This is a genomic window from Methylosinus sp. C49 (genome assembly GCF_009936375.1).
Lineage (GTDB): Bacteria > Pseudomonadota > Alphaproteobacteria > Rhizobiales > Beijerinckiaceae > Methylosinus.
The window spans coordinates 652400-672384 of the sequence record NZ_AP022332.1; the positions used below are offsets into that span (position 1 = coordinate 652400).

Sequence of the window (19985 nt, forward strand, 5' to 3'; positions counted from 1 at the left end):
CGTCAGCGGCGCGAAGGCCTCAGGCGGCGTGGGGCGTGGAGGTTTGCGCGATGATGGAATAGAGGGCCGAAGGGTCCCGCGTCGCGCGAATCGTCGCCACGATCGAAGGGTCGCGCAGCACGCGCGCCGCGCAGGCCAGCGCCTTGAGGTGATCGGCGCCGGAAGCCTCCGGCGTCACCAAGAGAAAGATCAGATCGACCGGCGCGCCGTCGAGCGCTTCGAAGTCGATCGGCCGCTCGAGCCGCGCAAAAACCCCGAAAATCGTCTTGATGCGCGCCAGCTTGCCATGCGGAATGGCGACGCCGTCGCCTATGCCGGTGGAGCCGAGGCGCTCACGCTGCAGCAGCGCGTCGAAGATCTCGCGGGCGGGCAGGCCGGAAATCTCGGCCGCCTTCTCGCTCAGCTCCTGAAGCGCCTGCTTCTTGCTGTTCGCCTTGAGCGAGGGAATGACCGCTTCTGTGGAGAGCAAATCCGCGAGCCGCATGTGGCGTCTATCCCATTCGAGGCCGTGTCGGGGCCGAGCTCCGCCGTCGCGCGTGTCGCGCGCGAGATCGCTGTTCATCAAAGGACGCTCCGGGTCGCGCCATTGCGACGAGACCCGCGGCGGCGGGGGCCGCTCTCATTCGGGTCGCAGGGCGAATTCCATTGGTGCGAAATAGGCATGGCCGCCCTCACAGCTGCATCCAATCAAAAGGCAAGATATATGCCGTCTATTCGCCGCCCGGCGCATCGATCCAACCGATATGGTCGTCGTTGCGTCGGTAGACAACATTGAGCCGACCCGTGTCGGCGTTGCGGAAAACGACGACCGGCGCGCCGGTCAGATCGAGATCCAAAACCGCGGCCGAGACGGTCAGCCGGCGCAGCCGCGACGTCGCCTCGGCGACGATCGTCGGCGCGAATTCCTTGGGCGCGTCCTGTTCCTGATCGGGCGCCTCGAGCACATAGCTCTGCGCCACCTCGCCGTCCTCGCGCGGGACGTGATGATCCTTCAGCCGGCTCTTATAGCGGCGCAGGCGCTTCTCGATGCGATCAGCGGCCTGATCGAAGGAGGCGTAGGGCTCCTGCGCGCGGCCGTCTGCCTGAACGTCGATGCCGGCGAGATGCAGGCTGCAGTCGGCGCGAAAGCCGGAGCCTTCCGGCGAGATCGTCACATGGCCGCTGAGCTGGCCGTCGAAATATTTGCCGGCGGCGGCCTTCAGCCTGTCGCCGACGTGAATCTGCAAAGCCTCGCCGATGTTGATGTTCTTGCCGGACACGCGCAGCGACATATCGGATTCGCCTCGTCCATTGGAGGGCTCGCGCCGGGCGCGGAGCCGCCGTCCTCAAAAAAATCTCGCGATGGTCTCGTGAGCGTCGATTTCGACCGTCCCCCACGGTCCGCGCCGCAACGCCGGCGAATATCCCGGTCCAGCGTCCGAGCGTCATTCTTGCCGTCCGAACGTGGCGGAAGACGGGCCGAGCTCGCATTTGCGCCCTGCCCGCTTCGGCGACAGGCTCTAAGTGCCTCGGCTCGGGAAGTCAATGGGCGAGCGTTTTGCTCATTCCCACGGCGCCCGGGCGCCTAGGAGGTGTTACGGAGCCGATGATTTGCATCAACAGGACAAAAGGGCGCCGTCATTCGCGGCAGGGCGTCCCCCGCCGGGGTCGGCTCATAGCGCCGGCGCATGCTCCCGCGCCATCGCCTGCTTGGCGCGGCGGCGATCGACGGAAGAGGGGATGCGCAGGCTGTCGCGATATTTGGCGACGGTGCGGCGGGCGATGTCTATGTCGATCTCCTTGAGCCGCGCCACGATGGCGTCGTCGGAGAGCACGTCGAAAGGGCTCTCCTTGTCGATCATCTGCTTGATCTTGTAGCGCACCGCCTCGGCCGAATGGGCTTCGCCGCCGCTGGTGGTGGCGATGGAGGCCGAGAAGAAATATTTGAGCTCGAATATGCCGCGCGGCGTCATCATATATTTGTTGGAGGTGACGCGGGAGACGGTCGATTCGTGCATGCCGATGGCGTCGGCGATGGTGCGCAGATTGAGCGGCCGCAAATGCTCGACGCCCTTGGCCAAAAACGCGTCCTGCAGCCGCACGATCTCCGAGGCGACCTTCAAAATGGTGCGGGAGCGCTGCTCGAGGCTCTTGGTCAGCCAATTGGCGTTCTGCAGGCAGCTCGAGATGAAGGTCTTGTCGCCGTCGCGCTTGGCGCCGGCGCTCACCTTCGCGGCATAGGAGTGGTTCACCAGCACGCGCGGCAGAGCGTCGGAGTTCAGTTCCACCATCCAGCCGCCGTCGCTCGCCGGGCGCACGATCACATCGGCGACCAGCGGCTGGATCGGCGCGCCGCCGAAGGCGCGGCCGGGCTTGGGATCGAGACGGCGAACCTCCGCCGCCATATCCGTCACATCCTCCTCGTCCACACCGCAGAGCCGCGCCAGAGCGGGGAAATCGCGCTTGGCGAGCAGCGGCAGATTGGCGACGAAAATCTGCATCGCCGGATCGAAGCGGTCGCGCTCGCGCAGCTGAATGGCGAGACACTCCTGCAGATCGCGCGCGGCGACGCCCGAGGGGTCGAAAGTCTGGATCGTCGCCAGCACGGCGGCTGCGCGCACGGGATCGGCGTCGAGCCGCAGCGCGATCTCGTCTATGTCCTCGCGCAGATAGCCGGTCTCGTCGATCGCGTCGATGATGGCGTGGCCGATCAGCCGATCGCGCGGATCGGCGGAGGCGAGGGCGAGCTGCTCGGCCAGATGATCGTGCAGATTGGCGTCCGCGGCGACATAGGCCTCGAGATTGGGCGTCTCGCCATCGCCGCCGCCGCCGCTGGCGCCGGTCCAGGAATTGGCCGAGAGGCCCGCGCCCTCGAGCGAGCCGGAGGCGTCGGCGCCGGGGCGCTGGCCTTCGAGCTCGAAGGCGTTGCCGATCTCCGTGCCGAGCTCCGCCGCGAGCTGGCCGGCGTCCACCGCGAGACTGTCCTGCGCCCAATCGCCCTCGCGCGGCTCGCCGACGCCGTCGAAGCCGGCGTCGCCGCGGTCGTCGCCGCCATCGCCGCTGCGCTCCTGATGCGCATCGGGGAAGTCGTCGGACTCGACCGCCTCGAGCAGCGGATTTCGTTCGAGCTCCTCATGCAGGAAAGCGGAAAGTTCGAGATTGGAGAATTGCAGCAGCTTGATCGCCTGCAGCAGTTGGGGCGTCATCACCAGGGCTTGGCCCTGACGCATCATCAGCTTGGTGGAAATAGCCATTTTCCGCCTACTCGAAACTTTCCGCCATTGCGTACGGCGTTGGGCCGCCACAACGGCTGTTCTCGGCCTGTTTCTTGCTTATAGCACGGGGAGGGAATGGGTGCAGGACCATTTATTCGGCGCCCACCGGAAATTCCGCCTAGCAGTTAATCGCGGCGACGCTTCCGGTCCGAAATCTCATCCGAAAAATCAGAAATCTCGTTCGAAAAATCACATGCGGAAATCTTCGCCGAGATAGATGCGCCGCACATCCTGATGCGCGACGATCTCCTCGGGCGTTCCTTCCGTCAAAACATGGCCGTTGTAGATGATGTAGGCGCGGTCGGTGAGGCCGAGCGTCTCGCGCACGCTATGGTCCGTTATCAGCACGCCTATGCCGCGCGCCTTCAAATGCCGCACGAGGTCCTGAATGCCGCCGACGGCTATGGGGTCGATGCCCGCGAAAGGCTCGTCCAGCAGCATGAAGGCGGGGCGGCCGGCCAGGGCGCGGGCGATCTCGCAGCGCCGCCGCTCGCCGCCCGAGAGCGCCACCGCCGGCGTGCGGCGCAGGCGCTCGAGCTTGAACTCCTCCAGCAGCGCATCCAGCTCCTGCTCGCGCAGGCGCTTGTCGGGCTGGGTGATCTCCAGCACGGCGCGGATATTGTCCTCGACCGTCAGGCCGCGGAAAATCGACGCTTCTTGCGGCAGATAGCCGATGCCGAGCCGCGCGCGCCGGTACATGGGCAGGCCGGTGACGTCATAGCCGTCGAGCGCGATGACGCCGCGATCGGGCTTCACCAGCCCGGTTATCATATAGAAAACAGTGGTCTTGCCGGCGCCATTGGGGCCGAGCAGGCCCACCGCCTCGCCGCGCGCCACATGCAGGCTCACATCCTCCACGACGCGGCGGGTCTTATAGGCTTTGGCGAGATGCTGGATCGACAGCACGCCCTTATGCGTGGCGGCCTCCGCCTCGGAATAGGCCGAAACGTCGGCGGCGAAGTCCGGCGTCTCATCGGCGCCTAAATTTTCGGCGCCGTCTTCGATCCGGGGGTCGATTTCGGCCGAAAAACGCGCCTCGGCCTCCGCTCGCGCCGGACGACGCAGGCGCAGCCGCTCCCCGATCCGGCTCAACAGGCCGGGTCGGGCGTCGCTCGTGGATGGGTAGGATCGAAAGCTCAAGTCTCAGCGCCCTGCACGAGAGAGACGGACCGCGAAGATCGCGCGCCGCTCGCGGCGATCCTAAGCTTTCTCGACCAAAAACCCTCGTTACTTTTTTGCAATCCGGTAAACCGCGATCAGGCCCAGGGCCGAGCCGCGGCCGATTTGGCCTCGAAAGCGTCGATCGCGCCGGCCTTTTGCAGCGTGAGGCCGATATCGTCCAGCCCCTCGAGCAGGCAGTGCTTACGGAAAGGATCGATGTCGAATTTGACGACGCCGCCGTCCGGGCCGCGAATTTCCTGAGCCGGCAGGTCGATCGTCAGTGTGGCGTTGGCGCCGCGCGCCGCATCGTCCATCAGCTTCTCGAGCTCGGCCTGCGAGACCTTGATCGGCAGAATGCCGTTTTTGAAGCAGTTGTTGTAGAAGATGTCGGCGAAGCTGGTGGAGATCACCGCCTTCACGCCATAGTCGAGCAGCGCCCAGGGAGCGTGCTCGCGCGACGAGCCGCAGCCGAAATTATCGCCCGCCACCAGAATCTTGGCGTCGCGATAGGCCGGCTTGTTGAGCACGAAATCGGGATTGTCCGAGCCGTCGTCCTTATACCGCAGCTCCGAGAAGAGACCCTTGCCGAGGCCGGTGCGCGCAATCGTCTTCAGATATTGCTTCGGAATGATCATGTCCGTGTCGATGTTCATGATCGGCAGCGGCGCGGCGACGCCGGTGAGGGTGACGAATTTTTCCATTTCGGACTGTCCTGGAGCCTCGGGCGCGCGGGGCGCTCTCCGGCGCCCTTTAGCAAATCGTCGCAAAAGGCGCAAAGCAGGCGATCCTGTGGCGGCGACGCCCGGGTCGAAACGCCCGTGGAGATTGTGGCGAGAAAATACTCGGCCTATGACCGATGCGCCGGTCGACAGGCCGAGATTCGATCGGAGACCGCATGTCGATCACGCGCAGAACGCTGCTTCATAGGCTCGTCGTCGGGGATATCTTCCATGCCGCGACGCCGAATGGCGCGAGCCTGATTTGCTTGGTGACGCGTCTCACGAAAATTCAAGTCGAGGCGCGGGTCGTGACGACGCAGAAGACCGTCCGAATCGACCGAAACACCGGCCTCGGCCGGCTGGGGACCGAAGCCGTGGCCTGCGCCGTCGATTCTGTGGCGCCGCTTCCTGTCGCGATTCACAATGAGATGCTGGGAATAGACCGGAAGTTTCGATTGGCGCAAAGCGATGAGGATGCGAAGCTGACGAGCTCACAGAGAGACGCGCTTATATTTATATACTCGTTCTATTCCGAAAGACCGATCTAGCGATATGTCGACGCTGACGGCCGCTTGCCGTTTGAGACGATCGGTCGTATAAGAGCGCCATGAGCAGACGGGACGTCAACGATATTCGGCGCAAGCTCCTGGATCAGGGCGTCGCTTTGCTGATGGAGCAGGGCTATCACGGCACCGGCCTGCACGAGCTGGTGCAGAGCGTCGGCGTGCCCAAGGGCTCGTTCTACAATTACTTCCCCAGCAAGGAGGCGTTCAGCGCCGAGGTGGTGAAGCATTATATCGACCCCTTCATCGCCCAGCTCGACGCGCATCTCGCACGTACCGACGTCGGCGCCGATGCGGCGCTCCGCGCCTATTTCGATGAGCTGATCGCCGATACCGAGCGCCGGGAGTTCAAAGGCGGCTGCCTGCTCGGCAATCTGATCGGCGAGATCGGCGACACCAGCGATCTGTGCCAGACCTCGCTGCGCGAAGCCGTGCGGCGCTATAGAGACAAGCTTCGGGAGGGCGTCGCGCGCGGCCAAGCGGAGGGCTGCTTCCGCCGGGATCTCGACGCCAAGGAAATGGCCGACTTTCTCGTGGACGCGTGGCAGGGCTCGCTTCTGCGCATGAAGATCGAGCGCTCGGTCCGTCCGCTGACCCAGTTCCGCGACATGCTGCTGAACGGCTATTTCCGCGCCTGATTTTTTGCCCGGATTTGAGACGACCGGTCATATTAACAATAGGTCGAGTCCGAGGCGAGTGTCCGCCCCGGAGGAGAAGCCGCGCCGAGAGCGCGTCGAAAAAACCGCGGGGGCAAAAGCCCTGCGGAAAAAAGGGAGGAAGCAGTGGCCAAGCGCATACTCGTCGTCGGCGGCGGCATAGGCGGCACGATGACCGCCAATAGCATCGTCGCAAAGCTCTACCCCGAGATATCGGACGGCTCGGTCCAGGTGACCATGCTCTCCGACTCGCCCTGGCACTATTACAAGCCGGCTTTCATGTATGTCGCCTTCGACATGTTCTTCGAGGGCGAGCTGCGCCGCAAGCAGACCACGCTGCTGCGCCCCGAGATCGAGTTCATCGTCGACAAGGTGGAGCGATTCGATTTCGCAGGCTCCAGCGTGACGACGAAGAGCGGCCGGAAAATCGGCTATGACTATATCGTCGTCTCAACGGGCTGCCTGCCGGCGCCCGAGCGCATCCCCGGCCTCAAAGAGGCGGGCGATTATTTCTATCAATATGAGCCGGCCCGCCGCCTCGCCGACAAGCTCCGCGGCTTCGAGAAGGGCCGCATCTTCATCACCGTCAATTTTCCCAAGACGCCCAATGTCCCGCATCAATGCGGCATAGCGCCTATCGAGACAACGCTGATGCTCGACGAATATCTGCGCCGCAAAGGCGTGCGCGACCAGGTCGAGATCGTCTACACCTATCCGACCGTCTCGCAGCTTTTGCGCAATTGCCTCTTCCTCCAGCAGGAGGTCTGCGAGGTGCTGCCCTCCGTCTTCGAGACCAAGGGAATCAAATTCCAGCGCGGCTTCACACTGGATTCGGTCGACCCCGATCGCAAGGTCGCGCGATCCGAGGAAGGCCATGAGGAGAATTTCGATCTCTTGATGTGCACGCCGCCGATTCGCGCGGTCGATGCGGTGATCGAGAGCGGCGTCTCGCAGGCGATGAACAATGAAGGCTGGCTGCCCACCGACCGCCGAACCTTGCAGATCGAAGGCTTCGCCAACGCCTATGTGATGGGCGACACGGTCGATCTGCCGATCAGCAAGGCCGGCGGCTCCTGCCACAATCAATGCCCGGTCATCGCCAATAATATCGCCGGCGACATTCGCATCGGCCGCACGGTCGACGCCTATGACGGCAAGGTCCAGGCCGTGGCGCAAATGGGCCTCGAGCTCGGAATGCCGCTCTGGTACGATTATGACGAGGACGTTCATCCGACGCCGCCCACCAAGCTCGGCGGGCTTCTCCGCAAGGCTTTCAACCGCGGAATCTATTGGTCTGTCGCGCGCGGCGTGATCTGAAAAAGCGAGGGATGAGCGATGAGCACGACCGAACTCGACATGCGCAATGAAAGCGCCTCGCCGACGCTCGACGAGGCGACGCGAAAGGGAATCGCCGATCTTCTCGAGAAAGCCTCGCCTCTGCTTCAGGGCCGGCGCTTTCACAATATCGTCGACCTTCTCTCTCTCGCTTCCGACGCTGTGGACATGGCCGATGACGCGATGATCCAAAAGCTGATGAAAGCCTATGAGGAGTCGATCGGCGCGGCATGGACGCTCGGCAACGCCGCCCGCTTCGCGGCCAATGAGGCGGCGCGCAAGCCGACGCCGTCCCTGCTCGGCCTGCTGCGCGCGGCGGGCGACGAGGATGTGCGGCGCGGGCTGCATTTCGCGCTTCTGTTCCTCGCCGTGCTCGGGCGGCAGACGCGCGACGAGCCGGCATGACCGACACGGCGCTCGCCGCGCTCTATGAGCGGCGCGTGCGCGACTGGGCGCGGCGAGCGCGCGACGATCTGCGCCTCGCCGACGCCGACCTCTCCGTCACGCGGACGAGCCCGATCTGCGGCAGCCGGCTGACGCTCGATCTGCGTTGCGAGAACGGCCGCGTCGTCGCTCTCGGCCATCGCGCGCGGGCCTGCACGCTCGGAATGGCCGCAACGGGAATCGCGGCCGCGGGGGCGATCGGCGAAACTCTCGCCGATGTCCTCACGGTCGGCGAAGCGCTGGCGCAGCTTTTGGACGGCGTCGATGTCGGCTTTCCCGAGAGGTGGCGGGAGCTCGAGATATTCGCCGCGGCGCGCGCCTTTCCGACGCGGCGCGGCTCCATTCTGCTGCCCTTCGACGCGCTCGCCGAAGCGAGCGCGCGCCTTACTCGGTGAGCGCCAGCAGAATATCCGCGTACCAAGCGCAATTGAGGCCGAGCGCCTCGTCCTGCTGGAGGTCGCGGCCGACGTCCAGCCGCGCCGAATGGACGCCGAGCAGCGTCCAGGGCAGATCGCCCTGGCCCGCCTCCAGCGCCGGCACGCGCGCCACCACGGGCGCTCCGCTCGCGCCTCTATGGGTGCGCGCGTCGGTGAGAAAATAGCCCTGGCCTTGAAAGCGCAGGCCGAAAGAGGAGGCGACGACGCCCTGCCGCGCCACCGGCATATGATGCAGCGTGTCGTGGAAGCCCAAGGGAAAGCCGAGAATCAGCAGCGAGGAGCCGACCTCCACCGTGTCGAACTCGCCGCAGAGATGCGCCGGGGTGAAGGCACGATAGACGGTCGGCTCCGGCAGAGCCTGCCGCTCGATCTCTATGGCGGCCACATCGATCTCGCCGCCCGCGTCGAGGCCCTGGCGCCAGACGCTCTTGCCGTCCTCGTAGAGCAGCATCGAGAAGCCGGTCGATTTGGTCATGTTCTCGGCGTCTATATGCAGCTCGATCTCGATACGGTCGGGGCAATGGCCGGTCGCCGCATCGCTGAGCACATGCCGGCTCGTCACCAGGAAAAGCCGGTCGTCGCGTTCGAAGAAGAAGCCGCTGGCGTTGGTCAGCGGGGCGTCGCCTTGGAACGTGCCCACGCGCGCCGTGGTGAGAAGCAGAGGTTCGATCGTCATCGCCCGGCCTTTCTCCTCCATGGGAGATTCTCCCCCAACGGCGACATGGCCGCTCGGTTCCGCCCCGGCAAGTCGGGTCCGCCGCTCAGGGGCCGTGATAATCGGGGTCCGGCTTCGCCAGCAGAATGCTGGCGACGATCGGCATGGGATTGCTCAGCAGGCGGAAGCGGCCAAAGCCCGCCTTTTTGGCGAGCTTCTGCAGCTCGGCGAGGGTGCGCGGCTCGCCGCGGCCCATGGCCAGCGTGTAGAATCCGTAATAGGCGTCGAGCGGCTCCGCGCCCTGGACGCCGGACATGGCCTCGATTATCAGCAGCGTCCCGTCGCGCGGCAAAGCGCGGCGCACATTGCGCAGCAGCTCCAGCGCGGAGGCGTCGTCGTGATCATGGACGATGCGAATCAGCGTTATCACATCCGCGCCCTTGGGCAGCGGATCGGTGAGGAAATTTCCTGAAAAGAAGGTCGCGCGCTTGGCGAGCCCTGCCTCCTCGAGCCGGGCGCGGGCGCGCTCCACCACCGCCGGCAGATCGAAGAGCATCAGCTGCAGCCGTGGCGCGCGCGCCGCCGCGGCGATGAGAAAGGCGCCCTCGCCGCCGCCGACGTCGAGCAGCGCTCTGTGCCGGCGGATGGGGTAGATGTCGAGCAGCTCCTGCGCCACCAGCGGCTGCGAGGCGGCCATCAGCGCGCTATAGGGCGCGACCTCCTCGGCGGAGAGGGCGGCGGGATTTTCCGCCGCCGAATAGGGCCAATAATCGGCGAGCCGCGGCTCGGCCGATTCGTCGCCGCGCAGCAGGCCGACCGGATCGGCGAGATCGGCGTAGAGCATGGGCTGATGCGCGACGAGCGAGAGCGCCGCCTTGTTGCCGATGAGCGCCGCGCCCAGCTCGCCGAGGCCGAAGCGCTCCTTGCCGCGCCGCTCGACGAGGCCGAGCGAGGCCGCGGCGTCCAGCAGCCGCGCGGCGGAGTCGTGCGACAGCTCCAGCTTTTCGGCGACCTGCTCCGCAGTGCGCGGCTGCTCCAGCAGCAGCTCGAGCAGCTTCAGCCGCACGCAGGCGAGCAGCACCTGCGAGTAGACGAAGCCGGCGCAGAGATCAAGCATGGAGCGCGCGCGCTTGCGCGCCGCGGCGCGGGTCAGCGGATGCGCTGCGGCGAGGCGCTGAAAGCGCGGGCTCGACACCAGCCGATCCCGCAGCCGCCGCAGCCTGTCCCGAAAGAACTGCCCCATACGCCGCCCCTCCGTCCCAGAATAATCCGCTCCTAGCCCAAAAGCGCCGGCTCGGAAACGTCGATTATCCCCTGTCCGGGCGTTTGGCCCCTACGGCGCTCGCCAGCGAGCTCACAGGGATCATCGCCGTCATGCGTTTCGACGCTCTCGATCGGCTCAATTTCTTCCTCGCCGACGTGCGCGGCGGGCTCGGGCCGTTCGTCGGGGTTTTCCTGTTCACGCAGGCGCATTGGAGCCAGGCCGAGATCGGCGCCGTGCTCACAGTCGGCGGGCTCGTCGGCATAGCCGCGCATCCGGCGGTCGGCGCCTTCATCGATCGCACGCGCGCCAAGCGCGAGCTTCTGGTCGTCGCGAGCTTCGTGCTCTGCGCCTGCGGCCTCGCCATCATTCATGCGCCGAGCATTCCGGTGGTCGTCGCCGCCGATATCGTCATGGCGACGCTCGGCGCCGTCTTCGCGCCGACAGTGGCGGCGATCACGCTCGGCCTCTATGGCCGCGAGCGTCTCGCCGAGCGTCTCGGCCGAAACGCCGCTTTCGATCGTGCGGGAAATATTTTCATCGCCGGAGTCATCGGCTTCGTCGGCGTGCTGGCGTCGCAGACGGCGCCTTTCTATCTGGCGCCGGTTTTCGCTGCGCTCGCGGCGCGGGCGGCCTTCTCCATTCCGGCCGAGACCATAGATCACGATCGCGCGCGCGGTCTCGAGGATGTCGATCTCGCGCATCCGCCGCAGCCCGGCCGGCTGCGCGATTTGCTGCATTACCGCACGCTGCTCGTCTATGCGGCGGCGGCGGCGCTGTTCAATTTCGCCAATGCGCCGACATTGTCGTTGATCGCCCAGAAGCTCGCCTCGGAAAATCCCGGCCTCGAGAGCGGCGTGACCTCCGCCGCGATCATTCTCGCGCAGCTCTCGACCATCGGCATGGCGCTTCTCGTCGAGCGCGCCGATCTCATCGGGCGCAAGCCGCTCATCGTCCTCGCCTTCGTCGCGCTCTTCGCGCGCGATCTCGCTTGCGTCTTCGCGCAGACGCCGCTGCATCTGCTCGCGGCGCAATTGCTGGACGGCGTCGGCGGCGGCCTCTTCGATGCGCTGCTGCCGCTGGTGCTGGCGGATATCATGCGCGGCACGGGGCATTACAGCCTCGCGCGCGGCGGTCTCGGATTCGTGCAAGGCGTGGGCGGCGCGACGAGCCTCTCCATCGCGGGCTTCATCGTCTCATCCAGCGGCTATGCGGCGGGCTTTCTGGCGCTGGCCGCGGTCGCGCTCGCCGGACTGGCGCTGGTCCTCGTCGCCATGCCGGAGACGGGACCAAAGCGCTAGAAGATCGTCTCGAGAAGCCGAAAGCTCAGGCGGCGCCCGGCGCGAAGCCTTCCTCGAGGCCGAGACGCTCGAGCAGAGACTTGCGGCGCTTGCGGTCGCGCTTCTGCGGCGGCTTGCGATTGTAATAGTCGAACAGCACCTCGCGATAGAGCTTGAGCACGGCCTTCTCATTGAGGCCGAACAGCATATGCGCGACCAAGCGCAGCAGCAGATAGACCGTGCATTCGAAGAGGAAGGCGCTCGGATGCGAGAACATGACCGGCAGCGCCGAAGCGATGACCGCGCCATAGAGCGAGGCGATGGCGTAACGCGGATTCACGGTCGCCCACAGGAAGAGGCGCAGCAATTCGCGATAGCCGACGTAATTGACGAGCGCGGCGTAGAGCTCGGCGCTGAACGCGCCCTCCTGGAAATCCACGATCGCGCGGGCGAGGGCGATGATCGCGACGAGGGAATAGAAAATCGTGTCGCAGCGGCGAAGGCACAGTTCGCGAATATCGTCGAGCAATGGGGTCCTCATCTGGGCTCCTCGAGGCGTTAAGGGGTGGCGCCGTCTAAAAGAGCCGCAAATCCGGCGCCGACCAGTCCGGCGCCGTCGTGAAATTCAGCTCGCAGCACGCGCATCGCTCCTGTAATACGTAGCACTTCGAAGCGATCTGCGACCTGATGTCGCGCCGGCGCGGCGCCTCGTCGCAGCGCGCCGCGCAGCAGGGCGGCGCCAAAAAGCAGGGCGCCTCCGTGGGAGTGGACGCCATAGCCTCAGGCGCGAAATAGGGTCATATTCACGACAAGCCGACGGCGCGCTCCAACGCGCCGCGATCATCCGAGGGAACGCTCGAAATGTCCGACAAGATCTATGCAGTGCCGGAAGCGTGGCGGAACGAGGCGCGCGTGAACGCCGAGAAATATGACGAGCTCTACCGGCGCTCTGTCGCCGACCCCGACGGCTTTTGGGGCGAGCAGGCGCAACGCATAGAATGGATCGCCCCTTTCACGCGCGTGAAAGACGTCAGCTTCGACACGCATAATGTCGCGATCGAATGGTTCGGCGACGGCTCCACCAATGTCGCGATGAACTGCATCGATCGGCATCTCCCGCATCGCGCGGATCAAGTCGCGATCATATGGGAGGGCGACGATCCTTCGCTCTCGCGCCACATCACCTATCGCGAATTGCACGAGCAGGTCTGCCGCTTCGCAAATGTGCTGAAGGCGCATGGCGTGCGCAAAGGCGATCGCGTGACGATCTATCTGCCGATGATTCCGGAGGCCGCCTACGCCATGCTCGCCTGCGCGCGCATCGGCGCTGTGCATTCGGTGGTGTTCGGCGGCTTCTCGCCGGATGCGCTCGCCGGCCGCATAGAGGATGCGCAATCGGATGTCGTCATCACCGCGGACGAGGGCGTGCGCGGCGGCCGCAAATCGCCGCTGAAGGACAATGTCGACGCCGCGCTGGAGAAGGTCTCCGCCAAGACCGTCATCGTCGTCACGCGCACCGGCGCCAAGGTGGATATGAAGCCCGGCCGCGATTTCCGTTACGAGGACGAGGCGAAAAAGGTTCCCGAGGATTGCCCTTACGCCGAGGTCGGCGCCGAGGATCCGCTGTTCATCCTCTACACGTCCGGCTCGACCGGAAAGCCCAAGGGCGTGCTGCACACGACCGGCGGCTATCTCGTCCATGCCGCGCTGACGCATGAGCTCGTCTTCGATTATCGCGAGGGCGATGTCTATTGGTGCACGGCGGATGTCGGCTGGGTGACGGGCCACAGCTACATCGTCTATGGCCCGCTCGCCAATGGCGCGACGACGCTGATGTTCGAAGGCGTGCCGAATTATCCGACCGTCTCGCGCTTCTGGGAAGTGATCGACAAGCACAAGGTCGACATCTTCTACACGGCGCCGACGGCGATCCGCGCTTTGATGGGCGCCGGCGAGGAGCCGGTGAAGAAGACGAGCCGCAAGTCGGTGCGCCTGCTCGGCTCGGTCGGCGAGCCGATCAATCCAGAAGCCTGGGAATGGTATCACCGCGTCGTCGGCGAGGGCCGCTGCCCCATCGTCGACACATGGTGGCAGACGGAGACGGGCGGCATATTGATCGCGCCGCTGCCGGGCGCGACGGCGCTGAAGCCCGGCTCGGCGAGCAAGCCCTTCTTCGGCGTGCAGCCGGAGATCGTCGACGCCAATGGCAATGTGCTCGAGGGCGCCTGCGAGGGCAATCTCGTCATCGCCGATAGCTGGCCGGGACAGGCGCGCACCGTGTTCGGCGATCACGAGCGTTTCGTGCAGACCTATTTCACCGCCTATCCGGGCAAATATTTCACCGGCGACGGCTGCCGGCGCGATTCCGACGGCTATTATTGGATCACCGGCCGCGTCGACGACGTCATCAATGTCTCCGGCCATCGTCTCGGCACGGCGGAAATCGAGAGCGCGCTCGTCGCCCATGAGAAGGTCGCCGAGGCCGCGGTCGTCGGCTTCCCGCATGCGATCAAGGGCCAGGGCATCTACGCCTATGTGACCTTGATGGGCGGAGTCGAGGCTTCCGAGCGTCTGCGCAAGGAGCTGGTCGATTTCGTGCGCAAGGAGATTTCCGCCATCGCCTCGCCGGATGTGATTCAATTCGCGCCCGGCCTGCCGAAGACGCGCTCCGGCAAGATCATGCGGCGCATATTGCGCAAGATCGCCGAGAATGAATTCGGCGCGCTGGGGGACACCTCGACGCTCGCCGATCCGAGCGTCGTGGATGATCTCATCAAGAACCGGCCGGCGGGGTGACGAAGGGAGCGAGATCGGGCGCGGCGCGCGCGTTGGCGATGATCGCCTCTCGCGCGCCGACCCTTTCCGCGCTATGTTTTACGAGGCGCCAACCGTAAAAGTGGCTTTCGGCGACAGGGACTCGACATGAGCATTATGATTTCCGAGGTCTATGACGCCTTCGTCTCGGCCGGAGCGCCGGAAGAGAAGGCTCGTCGGGCCGCCGAAGCCCTGACTGTTTACGAAAGCCGGTTTTCCAAGCTCGAGAACGATATGGCCGTCATCAAATGGATGCTCGGCTTCGTCATCGCCATTCTTTCCGCCGTGGCGCTGAAGCTCTTCCTCCATTGAGCGGTCGAGTTCGTCAGGCTTGACACCTGCCCGCGCCTGGGTCACTCGGCGCTCGTCAATCCAAAATGAGGGGACGAGCAGCGCATGGCGAAGGCATTCGTGTTTCCGGGGCAGGGGTCGCAGGCGGTCGGCATGGGCAAGGCGCTCGGCGAGGCCTTTCCTCAGGCGCGCGACGTCTATGAGGAAGTGGACGCCGCGCTCGGCGCGCCGCTCTCCAAGATCATGTTCGAAGGCCCGGAGGCCGAGCTGACGCTCACCGCCAACGCCCAGCCGGCGCTGATGGCGGTCTCCCTCGCCGCCGTTCGCGTGCTGGAGGCCGAGGCCGGGCTCGATCTCTCCCGCGACGCCAAATTCGTCGCCGGCCATTCGCTCGGCGAATATTCGGCGCTGGCCGCCGCCGGGGCGCTCTCCATAGCGGACACTGCGCGGCTGTTGCGGCTGCGCGGCCAGGCCATGCAGGCGGCGGTTCCGGTCGGCGCGGGCGCGATGGCCGCGCTCATCGGCGTCGATCTCGACGCCGCCCGCGCGATCGCCGAGGCGGCGGCCGAGGCCGAAGGGGCGGTCTGCCAGGTCGCCAATGACAATGGCGGCGGCCAGATCGTCGTCTCCGGCGCCAAGGCCGCGGTCGAGAAGGCGATTCTCATCGCCAAGGAGCGGGGCGTGAAGCGCGCCGTGTCGCTGCCCGTCTCCGCCCCCTTCCATTGCGCGCTGATGCAGGGCGCCGCCGACGCCATGCGCGAGGCGCTGGCGACGACCACGATTCTCGCGCCCAAGGTCCCCGTCGTCGCCAATGTGACGGCGAGCCCGATCGTTTCGCCGGAGGATATCCGCCGCCTGCTGGAGGAGCAGGTGACGGGCACGGTGCGCTGGCGGGAATGCGTCACCCATATGGCCGGCGCGGGCGTCGACAAATTCGTCGAATGCGGCGCCGGCAAGGTGCTGACCGGCCTGCTGAAGCGAATCGCCTCCGAGGCGAAGGGAATCAATGTCGGCGCGCCGGAAGATTTGGACGCTTATCGCGCCTTCGTCTGACGACACAAAAAAGCCCGGCCGCGAGGGCCGGGCTCTTCGTCCCATTAGAGTGTTTTCGAGCGAAGTGGGAACCGGTTCGCGTGAAGAAAACACGATTGAACAAAGAGATATAGGGTCACTCCGGTTCAGTCTGAACCGGAGTGACCCTAGAGGAGGAGAGGGGAGGCTTCAGTATCTCGCCACCACGGGAGCGGGGGTGAAGAGATTGAAGTGATAGTTGATGCCGGCGCGCACAGTGTTGATGCGCGTATGGCGGTTCCAATTGTTGGCGCCCCAGACCGCGGCGGGGAACTGCGGGAACAGAACCGGACCCAGCAAGCCCCAATTATTGTTGTTATTGTTATCGTTGAGCTCCGTGTAGAGATATTCGATCTTGGCCGACCAATTGGGCAGGAAGGCCCATTCGACGCCGCCGCCGGCCGTCCAGCCGCCGCGCACGTCATTGTTATTATTATTGCCCCACCAGAAGCCGCCGAACGGATGCTTCACCTCGCCATAGGCGAAGCCGCCGGTGCCGTAGATCAGCAGGCGCGAATCGAGCAGCGCCAGGCCGATACGGCCGCGCACCGTGCCGAACCACGGAACCTGGGTGCGATCGGTGACGCCCCAGCCGCCCCACCAATTATTATTGTTGTTGCCGCTGCCGATGCTGGTGCCCTGAATATCGGTCTCCAGGCCGACAACGAAGAGCGGCGAAAGCTGATAGTTCCAGCCGATCTGGCCGCCGCCGACAACGCCGCCGCTGGTGTTGTTGCTGTTGTTGTTCCAGCCCCAATTATTGTTGTTGTTGCCGCGATCGAGCCAGCCGCCGCCGAGGTTCAAGCCGACATAGGGGCCGGTCCAGGAGAAAGCCGGCGGCGGGACGAATGCGACGGCGACTTCCTTGCGAGAGGGCAGATCAGCGGCGCTGGCCGATCCGGCGAGCAGAGCCGAAAAGACCGCGAGAAGGGAAATCCTGGTTTTCATTAGATGGCTCCTCAATCCTCTATAAAGCGGCGCAAGCACGCCAAACACGCCGTTCGACCCCACCAACGCAAGCATTCGAACCGCTGCGGGCGAAGATTTCGTAAATCCATGACACTGTAAACGCCGAAAAAGGCTATAAACGATCCCGTCTGTCATTTCTTTTGTCGGTGTGATAAAAAAGCACCCCTAAGTATTTTTGGATACATTATTTTTATACTATAACTGAGGCCGGCCCGCTCTCCGCAAAACTACCTAATGCGACAAAGGGGCCGGCGGGGCGCCGAGATTGCGCGCTGCGCGCGCGGCGCCCTATAGAGGCGCATAGAGTTTCGCGAAGCCGCGCGAGCACAGCGGCGGCGAGGGGGAGAGAGATGTTCGATCTGAGCGGCAAGACGGCGCTGGTCACTGGCGCGAGCGGCGGCATCGGCCGGGACATCGCGCGCGCTCTGCATAAGAGCGGCGCTGTGGTGGCGCTTTCGGGCACGCGCGAGGAAGCGCTCGCGACGCTCGCCTCGGAACTCGGCGAGCGCGTCCATATTCTCCCTTGCGATCTCTCCGACAAGGCGCAGGCCGAGGCGCTGGTCCCGGCGGCGGAAAAGGCCATGGGCGGGCTCGACATTCTGGTCAACAACGCAGGCATTACCCGCGACATGCTGTTCATGCGCCTCAAGGACGAGGATTGGGACGCGGTGCTGAACGTCAATCTCACCTCGGCCTTCCGACTGTCGCGGGCGGCGCTGCGCGGCATGATGCGTAAGCGCTTCGGCCGCATCATCGGCATCACCTCGGTCGTCGGCGTCACCGGCAACGCCGGCCAGGGCAATTACGCCGCCGCCAAGGCCGGCATGATCGGCATGACCAAATCGCTGGCGGCCGAGGTCGCCTCGCGCGGCATCACCGTCAATTGCGTGGCGCCCGGCTTTATCGAGAGCCCGATGACCGACGCGCTGAACGAGACGCAGAAACAGACGATTCTGCGCGCCGTGCCGGCCGGACGGCTGGGCACGGGCGCCGATGTCGCCGCCGCCGTCGTCTATCTTTCGAGCGACGAATCGGCCTATGTCACCGGCCAGACTCTGCATGTGAACGGCGGCATGGCGATGATCTGAAAGCTCAGGATTTGCCGCGGGGCGCCTCTCGCCACGGCGAATTAATTATGCTACCAGACGCGTCGCTGGCCGGGGGCGACGCCGCAAAGAGCAATTCGGGCCGGCGAAAAAGCCCGCCTCCCGATGGCGACGTTTCCGCGGGTCGCGCGAGCGAAACCGCAGAAATGTGACGTAGTTTACCCCTGAAACGATCGAGCGAGGTCCGAGCCGAACTCTGGATCCGCCAAGTCGGTGTCAGCAGATCGATCGAACGAGGATCAGAGAAGATGAGCGATATCGCCCCGCGCGTTAAGAGTATCGTTGTCGAACATCTCGGCGTCAAAGAAGAAGAGGTGAAGCCGGAGGCGTCTTTCGTCGACGATCTCGGGGCCGATTCTCTCGACACCGTCGAGCTGGTCATGGCTTTCGAGGAGGAGTTCGGCGTCGAGATCCCGGACGAAGAGGCCGAGAAGATCAACACGGTCGGCGACGCCATTTCCTATCTGGAAAAAGCCAAAGCGGCTTGAGGCCAATGGCCGACGCGACGCGGATCGTGGAACGATCCGCGGTTCCGCGTTTTCGTCAATGAACTGCAAGGCACAGCTCTCGAGAGAATCCATGCGCAGGGTGGTGGTCACCGGACTCGGCATCGTTTCGCCGTTGGGCTGTGGCGTGGACGTCAATTGGCGGCGGCTCATCGCCGGAGAGCACGGCTTTCGCCGCATCGACACCTTCGAGGCGTCGGATCTCCCGTGTCAGATAGCAGGTTTCGTGCCGCGCGGAGACGGTTCCAACGGAACCTTCGATCCCGACGCCTGGTTCGAGCCGAAAGAGCAGCGCAAGGTCGACGACTTCATCATCTATGGAGTCGCCGCGGCCACTCAGGCGCTGGCCGACGCCGGCTGGAAAGCCGACACGGCGGAAAAGCAGAACACGACCGGCGTGCTGATCGGCTCCGGCATCGGCGGCCTCGGCGGCATTTATGAGACCTCCATCACGCTGAAGGAGAAGGGCCCGCGACGCGTGTCGCCTTTCTTCATCTCTGGCCGCATCATCAATCTGGCCTCTGGCTATGTGTCGATCATGCACGGCCTCAAAGGGCCGAATCACGCCGTCGTCACCGCCTGCTCCACCGGCGCGCACGCCATTGGCGATGCGGGCCGGCTGATCGCGCTCGGCGAGGCCGAGGTGATGGTGGCGGGCGGCGCCGAATCGCCGGTCAATCGCATCGGCGTCGCGGGCTTTGCCGCCTGCAAGGCGCTGTCGACCGGCTTCAACGATCGTCCCGAGGCCGGCTCGCGGCCCTATGATCGTGATCGCGACGGCTTCGTCATGGGCGAGGGCGCCGGCTGCGTCGTGCTCGAATCCTATGAGCACGCGGTGGCGCGCGGCGCGCGAATCTATGCCGAGCTGATCGGCTATGGCATGTCCGGCGACGCCTATCACATTACGGCGCCAGCGCCGGATGGCGACGGCGCCTATCGCTGCATGGAGATCGCGCTGAAGCGCGCCGGCCTGCGCGTGTCGGATGTCGATTATGTGAACTCCCATGGCACCTCGACGCCGCTCGGCGACGAGATCGAGTTGCAGGCCGTGCATCGCCTCATCGGCAATGAGACGCCCAGCCTCTCCATGTCCTCGACCAAATCGGCGATCGGGCATTTGCTCGGCGCGGCCGGCGCCGTGGAGGCGATCTACTCCATTCTGGCGCTCACCCATGGCGTCGCGCCGCCCACGCGCAATCTGGACAATCCCTCGGTCGCGACCGAAATAGACCTCGTGCCGCACAAGGCGCGGGAGCGTAAGATCGACATCGTCTTGTCCAACTCCTTCGGTTTCGGCGGCACCAACGCGTCCCTCGTCTTCCGGCGTCCCCAGTAGCGGGGCCGCCGCGCCTTCGGTCGCGGTCGTGCGAGGGAGCGTTCCTGATTTCGCCACAAAGAACGATAGGGTAACGCGCGCGAGCGCCGCAAAGTCGTCGCAATCCTCCTCGGCGCGCCGCCGCGGA

The 19985-nt window shown here is 65.0% G+C and carries 21 protein-coding genes; 12 read left to right on the plus strand and 9 right to left on the minus strand.

Annotated elements, in window-relative coordinates; translation table 11 throughout:
* Positions 1-19 precede the first annotated feature (19 nt).
* The 5 genes from ptsN to leuD all read right to left on the minus strand — a co-directional run bounded on the left by ptsN (position 20) and on the right by leuD (position 5116).
* Positions 20-484 carry a PTS IIA-like nitrogen regulatory protein PtsN gene (ptsN, locus tag GYH34_RS03010; protein WP_036296004.1) on the minus strand — a complete coding sequence of 155 codons (465 nt, stop codon included), beginning with the start codon at positions 482-484 and terminating at the stop codon, positions 20-22.
* Positions 485-710: 226 nt separating this feature from the next.
* Positions 711-1271, minus strand: coding sequence for a ribosome-associated translation inhibitor RaiA (raiA, locus tag GYH34_RS03015; RefSeq protein WP_161912301.1), 561 nt, complete (start codon positions 1269-1271; stop codon positions 711-713).
* Positions 1272-1652: 381 nt separating this feature from the next.
* Positions 1653-3233, minus strand: coding sequence for an RNA polymerase factor sigma-54 (gene rpoN / locus GYH34_RS03020; protein WP_161912302.1), 1581 nt, complete (start codon positions 3231-3233; stop codon positions 1653-1655).
* A gap of 210 nt (positions 3234-3443) precedes the next feature.
* Positions 3444-4346, minus strand: coding sequence for an LPS export ABC transporter ATP-binding protein (lptB, locus tag GYH34_RS03025; RefSeq protein ID WP_161912303.1), 903 nt, complete (start codon positions 4344-4346; stop codon positions 3444-3446).
* Between the two features lie 164 nt (positions 4347-4510).
* Positions 4511-5116 (minus strand): 3-isopropylmalate dehydratase small subunit, encoded by a 606-nt coding sequence (leuD, locus tag GYH34_RS03030; RefSeq protein WP_161912304.1) that lies wholly within the window; start codon positions 5114-5116, stop codon positions 4511-4513.
* Between the two features lie 194 nt (positions 5117-5310).
* Here leuD and GYH34_RS03035 point away from each other — a divergent pair, with 194 nt between their 5' ends.
* From GYH34_RS03035 to GYH34_RS03055, 5 genes are all read left to right on the plus strand, one after another.
* Entirely contained in the window at positions 5311-5682 is a 372-nt protein-coding gene (locus GYH34_RS03035; protein ID WP_161912305.1) for a hypothetical protein, read from the plus strand.
* 59 nt (positions 5683-5741) lie between these two features.
* Complete coding sequence (locus GYH34_RS03040) at positions 5742-6335, plus strand: TetR/AcrR family transcriptional regulator (protein ID WP_142862913.1); 594 nt, start codon at positions 5742-5744, stop codon at positions 6333-6335.
* A gap of 144 nt (positions 6336-6479) precedes the next feature.
* Positions 6480-7670 (plus strand): FAD/NAD(P)-binding oxidoreductase, encoded by a 1191-nt coding sequence (locus tag GYH34_RS03045; protein WP_161912306.1) that lies wholly within the window; start codon positions 6480-6482, stop codon positions 7668-7670.
* Positions 7671-7688: 18 nt separating this feature from the next.
* Positions 7689-8093 (plus strand): DUF1641 domain-containing protein, encoded by a 405-nt coding sequence (locus GYH34_RS03050; RefSeq protein WP_161912307.1) that lies wholly within the window; start codon positions 7689-7691, stop codon positions 8091-8093.
* Positions 8090-8527 (plus strand): iron-sulfur cluster assembly scaffold protein, encoded by a 438-nt coding sequence (locus tag GYH34_RS03055; RefSeq protein ID WP_161912308.1) that lies wholly within the window; start codon positions 8090-8092, stop codon positions 8525-8527. Before GYH34_RS03050 ends, GYH34_RS03055 begins: the two co-directional genes overlap by 4 nt.
* Here GYH34_RS03055 and GYH34_RS03060 read toward each other — a convergent pair.
* Positions 8517-9245, minus strand: a complete 729-nt coding sequence (locus tag GYH34_RS03060; RefSeq protein ID WP_161912309.1) for a serine protease — start codon at positions 9243-9245, stop codon at positions 8517-8519. The genes GYH34_RS03055 and GYH34_RS03060 overlap by 11 nt on opposite strands.
* Before the next feature lie 85 nt (positions 9246-9330).
* On the minus strand, positions 9331-10467 hold the full coding sequence (locus GYH34_RS03065) for a methyltransferase (protein ID WP_161912310.1): 1137 nt from the start codon (positions 10465-10467) through the stop codon (positions 9331-9333).
* 131 nt (positions 10468-10598) lie between these two features.
* Between GYH34_RS03065 and GYH34_RS03070 the strand changes: the two genes are divergently transcribed.
* Positions 10599-11786, plus strand: a complete 1188-nt coding sequence (locus GYH34_RS03070; protein ID WP_161912311.1) for an MFS transporter — start codon at positions 10599-10601, stop codon at positions 11784-11786.
* Positions 11787-11811: 25 nt separating this feature from the next.
* On the opposite strand, the gene GYH34_RS03075 is transcribed toward GYH34_RS03070, so the two are convergent.
* Complete coding sequence (locus tag GYH34_RS03075; RefSeq protein ID WP_244635244.1) at positions 11812-12306, minus strand: hypothetical protein; 495 nt, start codon at positions 12304-12306, stop codon at positions 11812-11814.
* Between the two features lie 320 nt (positions 12307-12626).
* Between GYH34_RS03075 and acs the strand changes: the two genes are divergently transcribed.
* From acs to fabD, 3 genes are all read left to right on the plus strand, one after another.
* Positions 12627-14561: an acetate--CoA ligase gene (acs, locus tag GYH34_RS03080; RefSeq protein WP_161912312.1), complete on the plus strand. Its 1935-nt coding sequence runs from the start codon at positions 12627-12629 to the stop codon at positions 14559-14561.
* A gap of 126 nt (positions 14562-14687) precedes the next feature.
* Positions 14688-14891: a hypothetical protein gene (locus GYH34_RS03085; RefSeq protein WP_036293633.1), complete on the plus strand. Its 204-nt coding sequence runs from the start codon at positions 14688-14690 to the stop codon at positions 14889-14891.
* 84 nt (positions 14892-14975) lie between these two features.
* Positions 14976-15923, plus strand: a complete 948-nt coding sequence (fabD, locus tag GYH34_RS03090; protein WP_161912313.1) for an ACP S-malonyltransferase — start codon at positions 14976-14978, stop codon at positions 15921-15923.
* A 168-nt stretch (positions 15924-16091) separates the two neighbouring features.
* On the opposite strand, the gene GYH34_RS03095 is transcribed toward fabD, so the two are convergent.
* Positions 16092-16889, minus strand: a complete 798-nt coding sequence (locus GYH34_RS03095) for an outer membrane beta-barrel protein (protein WP_161912314.1) — start codon at positions 16887-16889, stop codon at positions 16092-16094.
* Positions 16890-17260: 371 nt separating this feature from the next.
* Here GYH34_RS03095 and fabG point away from each other — a divergent pair, with 371 nt between their 5' ends.
* The 3 genes from fabG (at position 17261) to fabF (ending at position 19858) form a co-directional block, all read left to right on the plus strand.
* Positions 17261-17998, plus strand: a complete 738-nt coding sequence (gene fabG / locus GYH34_RS03100) for a 3-oxoacyl-[acyl-carrier-protein] reductase (RefSeq protein ID WP_018267301.1) — start codon at positions 17261-17263, stop codon at positions 17996-17998.
* A 266-nt stretch (positions 17999-18264) separates the two neighbouring features.
* Positions 18265-18504, plus strand: a complete 240-nt coding sequence (locus GYH34_RS03105; RefSeq protein ID WP_018267300.1) for an acyl carrier protein — start codon at positions 18265-18267, stop codon at positions 18502-18504.
* 91 nt (positions 18505-18595) lie between these two features.
* Positions 18596-19858: a beta-ketoacyl-ACP synthase II gene (gene fabF, locus GYH34_RS03110; protein ID WP_161912315.1), complete on the plus strand. Its 1263-nt coding sequence runs from the start codon at positions 18596-18598 to the stop codon at positions 19856-19858.
* Positions 19859-19985: the final 127 nt, after the last annotated feature.

Coding starts and splice junctions, on each gene's coding strand:
- GYH34_RS03070 (WP_161912311.1), top strand. CDS start 10,599: ATGCGTTTCGACGCTCTCGATCGGCTCAATTTCTTCCTCGCCGACGTG.
- GYH34_RS03105 (WP_018267300.1), top strand. CDS start 18,265: ATGAGCGATATCGCCCCGCGCGTTAAGAGTATCGTTGTCGAACATCTC.
- GYH34_RS03050 (WP_161912307.1), top strand. CDS start 7,689: ATGAGCACGACCGAACTCGACATGCGCAATGAAAGCGCCTCGCCGACG.
- GYH34_RS03060 (WP_161912309.1), bottom strand. CDS start 9,245: ATGACGATCGAACCTCTGCTTCTCACCACGGCGCGCGTGGGCACGTTC.
- rpoN (WP_161912302.1), bottom strand. CDS start 3,233: ATGGCTATTTCCACCAAGCTGATGATGCGTCAGGGCCAAGCCCTGGTG.
- fabG (WP_018267301.1), top strand. CDS start 17,261: ATGTTCGATCTGAGCGGCAAGACGGCGCTGGTCACTGGCGCGAGCGGC.
- ptsN (WP_036296004.1), bottom strand. CDS start 484: ATGCGGCTCGCGGATTTGCTCTCCACAGAAGCGGTCATTCCCTCGCTC.
- GYH34_RS03085 (WP_036293633.1), top strand. CDS start 14,688: ATGAGCATTATGATTTCCGAGGTCTATGACGCCTTCGTCTCGGCCGGA.
- GYH34_RS03035 (WP_161912305.1), top strand. CDS start 5,311: ATGTCGATCACGCGCAGAACGCTGCTTCATAGGCTCGTCGTCGGGGAT.
- GYH34_RS03065 (WP_161912310.1), bottom strand. CDS start 10,467: ATGGGGCAGTTCTTTCGGGACAGGCTGCGGCGGCTGCGGGATCGGCTG.
- GYH34_RS03075 (WP_244635244.1), bottom strand. CDS start 12,306: ATGAGGACCCCATTGCTCGACGATATTCGCGAACTGTGCCTTCGCCGC.
- acs (WP_161912312.1), top strand. CDS start 12,627: ATGTCCGACAAGATCTATGCAGTGCCGGAAGCGTGGCGGAACGAGGCG.
- GYH34_RS03055 (WP_161912308.1), top strand. CDS start 8,090: ATGACCGACACGGCGCTCGCCGCGCTCTATGAGCGGCGCGTGCGCGAC.
- GYH34_RS03095 (WP_161912314.1), bottom strand. CDS start 16,889: ATGAAAACCAGGATTTCCCTTCTCGCGGTCTTTTCGGCTCTGCTCGCC.
- fabD (WP_161912313.1), top strand. CDS start 14,976: ATGGCGAAGGCATTCGTGTTTCCGGGGCAGGGGTCGCAGGCGGTCGGC.
- fabF (WP_161912315.1), top strand. CDS start 18,596: ATGCGCAGGGTGGTGGTCACCGGACTCGGCATCGTTTCGCCGTTGGGC.
- leuD (WP_161912304.1), bottom strand. CDS start 5,116: ATGGAAAAATTCGTCACCCTCACCGGCGTCGCCGCGCCGCTGCCGATC.
- GYH34_RS03040 (WP_142862913.1), top strand. CDS start 5,742: ATGAGCAGACGGGACGTCAACGATATTCGGCGCAAGCTCCTGGATCAG.
- raiA (WP_161912301.1), bottom strand. CDS start 1,271: ATGTCGCTGCGCGTGTCCGGCAAGAACATCAACATCGGCGAGGCTTTG.